Raw genomic sequence first — 3,449 nt, 5'->3', positions numbered from 1 at the left:
TTCGTGCCGCGCCTTTAGCCAGCCCTAGCGGACATCGCAATAGACCTGCCGGATGATCCCCCGGTCGAGCAGCGCCTGGAATAGCCGAACCGCCCGATCCGGGCTGGAAAGATCGGCCACCTCGCCAGAATCATCGACCGCTGCGCTGGCGACGACCAGCCGCAGGATCGCCAGCGGATCGGTGGTCAGCACGCGGCCCCGGCGCGGGGTGGACGCGGCATTGACCCCGACCACGCGCCCCTGCTCATCGAAGGTCGGCCCGCCGCTGATGCCGCTGAGCGGTCCATCGAAGCTGGGCAGCCGGTCGCCCTCGGCCCAGGCGAGGATCGGTTCGCTCTGCCCGCCGGGTCCGCCGCGCGAGGCAAAGGCAGCACCGAGAAAGCGCGAGACCACCACCGCCGGATTGCCCGCGGGAAAGCCCATATGATAGCCGAAGGCGCCCTCCTCGGGCAGCTCTTCGGTCAGCGCAAGCGCGAATTCAGGCAAAGGCCCCTGGCGGATGACCGACGCATCGGCCTCGCCGCTTTCGATGACGTCGCTGATCGCGTCGATCCCGTCCTCGGCCACCAGCCCGATCCGGTCGCAGCCATGCGTGACATGCTGTGCCGTCAGCCAGGTGCCGTCGCGATCGACCGCAAAGGCGGTACCCTGGCTGTCCTGTTGCGGCCCGGGATCGGCGATGACGAAGCTCTCGCCGATATCGGGCATCGGGCGGCGCGGGCTGCGCGGATCGAACTGCTCGACGCTGAGCGGCGCATCGCCCCATTCGTCTTCATCGCCGCCGAACCAGACGAGCAGCAGCACCGCCCCCAGTATCCAGGGCAGGCAGCCGCGGCGGTTGGAGCGGCCGGACTTGCTCATCGGCGGGCCCGACAGCGGGAACCAAAAGCGGGGTAATGCATAATTACGAGGCTAGTCGCGCGACAGACAGAATCAAGCTGCCGCGATGAGTTTTTCGTAACAGATGAGAATACCCTGCACGTAATCAAGCTGAACCGGCATTATGAACATCTCTCTACAGATGTGTTAATCCAACGTTCAGCTCGATCGCAGCCGCCAACATAATGTGACAAAAAGACAACAGACACGTCACAAATTATAAAAGCGCGGAACCAGGTGCCACTCCGATAGGTTTGGCATCCGTCTGAATACCAAAAAGCAAGGACGCGAAAACATGAAGACCCCCATCAAATTCTCGGCCGTTTCGGCCATTGCCGTCGCCATGCTGGCCACGCCCGCCTTCGCCCAGACGGTGAAGGAAGACACCGACTTCGACGGCGTCTATGTCGGCGGCCATTTCGGCTATTCGGCGCAGTCGAGCCCGCGTGGTGAAGGCGTCACGTTCGACACCAATGTCGATGGTGATTATTCCGACACCGTGCGCACCGCCGCCGGCGCCAATGCGTTCGCTCCCGGCTTCTGCCGCGGCTCGGCGCGCACCGCTCTGGCTGCCGATGGCTGCCGCCAGGATCAGAACGATATCGAATACGGTATCCGCATCGGCGCCGACAAGCGCTATGGCAATTTCGTGATCGGCGCGCTGGTCGAAGGCAGCCGTTCGGAAGCCAAGGATTCGGTCACCGCCTTCAGCTCGACCCCGGCCAACTACGTGTTCACGCGTGAGCTCGATTACGCCATCTCGGCGCGCGCTCGTGCCGGTTACACCCCGGGCGGCGGCATCCTGTTCTACGGTACCGGCGGCGCCAGCTATGGCCGCATCGACAACAGCTTCCGCACCACGAACGGCGCCAATGCCTTCACCCCGCGCAACGGCAAGGACTGGTCGTGGGGTTGGCAGGCCGGTGGCGGTGTCGAAGCCAAGATTGCTCCGAACATGAGCATCGGCCTCGAATATCTCTACAACACCTATACCAATGACGACTATGTCGTGAACGTCGGCCCGGGCACCGCGCCTGCGACCAACCCGTTCCTGTTGCGCTCGGGACAGACCGACATGCGCCGCAGCGACCCGAATTTCGAATTCCACTCGATCCGCGTGACCACCGCGTTCCGCTTCTGATCGATCGCGTTCGAAAGCCGATGGCGGGACCGCGCAAGCGGTTCCGCCATTCGCTTATCCGGCGACCGCAGCCGCGTTGAGCGCCGCCAGCGCGATCTTCGTCATGGCCAGGAAAATCGCGGCGGCGAGCTGGTCCTCCTCGATCCGCTTCGAAAGATTGCCGATGAGCAGATCGACCGCGCGGAACGCGATAAGCTGGAGGATCAGCGTCACGCTGCCCCAGATCAGCACATCCCAGACATTGACCGAGGCCGCGAGACAGAAGGCGAGCGGCAGCGCGAGCCCCAGCGCCGCGCCGCCGAGCGACACCGCCGCCGAGACATTGCCCGCGCGGATCAGCGCGAACTCCTTGTGCGGTGTGATCCACATGTACAGCGCCAGCGCGAGCGCCCAGGCGACGGTGGCCGTACCCAGATGCAGCATGAAGATCGGCAGCCCGGCAAACAGGCTCTGGATTACGGGCGCGGGATCGGTCATGCCCGCAACTGTTGACCGGAAAGGGCGGAGCGATCAAGCCCGATCCGCAACCCGTCCCCTTCCCCAGCCAGGCCATGTCCATGCGCATCTGCATCCTGATTCCCGACGACGCCGACCTCACCCGCTATGACGACTGGCAGGACCAGGCGGTGGTGATCGAACCGCTGCTTGCCGCGCATGGCCTGACGGTCGAATGGCGCGCCTGGACCGACACCGCGCCGATCGAGGCCGATCTGGTGCTGCCGCTGATGGCCTGGGGCTATCATCGCGCGTTATCGCGCTGGCGCAAGCAGCTGGACCGCTGGCAGGGCGTGCGCTTCCTCAACCCGTTCGAGGTGCTGCGCTGGAATACCGACAAACGCTATCTTCTCGAGCTGGCGCAGCGCGGGGTCGCGATCGTTCCGACGCGCTTCCACGAGCGGCTGGACCCGGCGGCGCTGGACGATGCGCGTGCCGCTTTCGGCACCGCCGATCTGGTCGTGAAGCCGCCGGTTTCTGCCGGTTCGGACCATACCTGGCTGCTGCGCGATGACGCCCCCTGCCCACCCGAGGCGCTGGGCGAGGCGATGCTGGTGCAGCCGATGATGCCGTCGATCGCCAGCGAGGGCGAATATTCGCTGTTCTGGTTAGCGGGCGAGTTTGCGCATGCGATCCTCAAGCGCCCGAAGAGCGGCGATTTCCGCGTACAGGGCCAGTTCGGCGGACAGTCGCAAGCGGTCCACCCGCCTGCCGCCGCGCGCGATCTCGCGCTGGCGACGCTCGAGGCGATCGATGCCGAGCTGCTTTATGCGCGGATCGACATGGTGGGCGACGGGCGGGGCGGCTATGCCCTGATGGAGATCGAGCTGATCGAACCCTGGCTGTCGCTCGACCGCACCCAGGATGGCGGCAAGGCCTTTGCCGCCGCGATCGCCGCCGCCGCGCGCCAGCCAGCCAGCGCCGGTTAAGGTCG

4 protein-coding genes are annotated in these 3,449 nt (G+C 65.4%); 2 read left to right on the top strand and 2 right to left on the bottom strand.

Annotated features, from left to right (window positions below; genetic code table 11):
• Positions 1–24 precede the first annotated feature (24 nt).
• Positions 25–861, bottom strand: coding sequence for a S1 family peptidase (locus tag DM995_RS19210; RefSeq protein WP_023838042.1), 837 nt, complete (start codon positions 859–861; stop codon positions 25–27).
• 313 nt (positions 862–1,174) lie between these two features.
• Here DM995_RS19210 and DM995_RS19205 point away from each other — a divergent pair, with 313 nt between their 5' ends.
• Positions 1,175–2,020 carry an outer membrane protein gene (locus DM995_RS19205; RefSeq protein ID WP_023838043.1) on the top strand — a complete coding sequence of 282 codons (846 nt, stop codon included), beginning with the start codon at positions 1,175–1,177 and terminating at the stop codon, positions 2,018–2,020.
• A gap of 54 nt (positions 2,021–2,074) precedes the next feature.
• Here the strand turns inward: DM995_RS19205 and DM995_RS19200 are convergent, their stop codons facing one another.
• Complete coding sequence (locus tag DM995_RS19200) at positions 2,075–2,497, bottom strand: DUF350 domain-containing protein (RefSeq protein WP_116970715.1); 423 nt, start codon at positions 2,495–2,497, stop codon at positions 2,075–2,077.
• A gap of 11 nt (positions 2,498–2,508) precedes the next feature.
• Between DM995_RS19200 and DM995_RS19195 the strand changes: the two genes are divergently transcribed.
• Positions 2,509–3,444 (top strand): ATP-grasp domain-containing protein, encoded by a 936-nt coding sequence (locus DM995_RS19195; protein WP_116970714.1) that lies wholly within the window; start codon positions 2,509–2,511, stop codon positions 3,442–3,444.
• Positions 3,445–3,449: the final 5 nt, after the last annotated feature.

The organism is Blastomonas sp. UPD001 (assembly GCF_003426715.1).
GTDB lineage: Bacteria > Pseudomonadota > Alphaproteobacteria > Sphingomonadales > Sphingomonadaceae > Blastomonas.
Note: the sequence above shows the minus strand (reverse complement) of the source record. Positions and strands in the feature narration are given on the sequence as shown.